At 66.7% G+C, this 643-nt stretch carries 1 protein-coding gene; it reads right to left on the reverse strand.

Translation table 11 applies throughout. From position 1 onward, the window contains the following. Nucleotides 1–214: 214 nt before the first annotated feature. On the reverse strand, nt 215–643 hold a 429-nt coding region (locus PI86_RS15540), incomplete at its 5' end, for an FAD-dependent oxidoreductase (protein WP_039324416.1).

Consider the following 643-nt stretch of genomic DNA (forward strand, 5'->3'; position numbering starts at 1 on the left):
ACGCGCGAAGCGCTGCAGGAATTCGTCGGCACGCTGGCGATCCCGCAGGACGCGAAGGACCGCCTGCTCGCGATGACGCCTGCGTCGTACATCGGCAAGGCCGTCGAACTGGCGAAGCGGATCGCGTAAGCGCCGCCGTCCCCGGACGGAAAAAAAGCCCGATGCGAGCAATCGCATCGGGCTTTTCATTGGCGGTTCGCCTGCGGCCGGAAGGTCAGAACGAGATCATCCGCCCCGGGTTCAGCGCGCTCATCACGCTCATCGCCGCCTTCGCGGCCGGAATCGCGATCGGCGACAACTGCCGGCCGAGCGGGATCTCGCGATGGTCGATGCCGGTCAGCATCGAGAAATCGTCGTTGCGTCCGACGAAATCGTCGCAGATCGCCTTGCCGATCCGCACCGTCTGCGCGACGCCGTGCCCGCTCCAGCCCTGCACCATGTACATCGGCACGCGGCCGTCGGTCTTGCGGCTGTCGGTCGCCCCGTTCAGCGTGAAGTCGCTGACGCCGCTCCAGCAGTAGTCGAGCGTGAAGCGGCCGTCGTGCTGCGGAAATACCGTGTTCAGCCGCGTCAGCAGATACGCGTTGACGTCGTGCTGCGCCCAGCACGTGCCGGTGCCCTGCCCGCCGAACAGCAGGCGGTT

This window comes from Burkholderia sp. A9 (assembly GCF_000801975.1).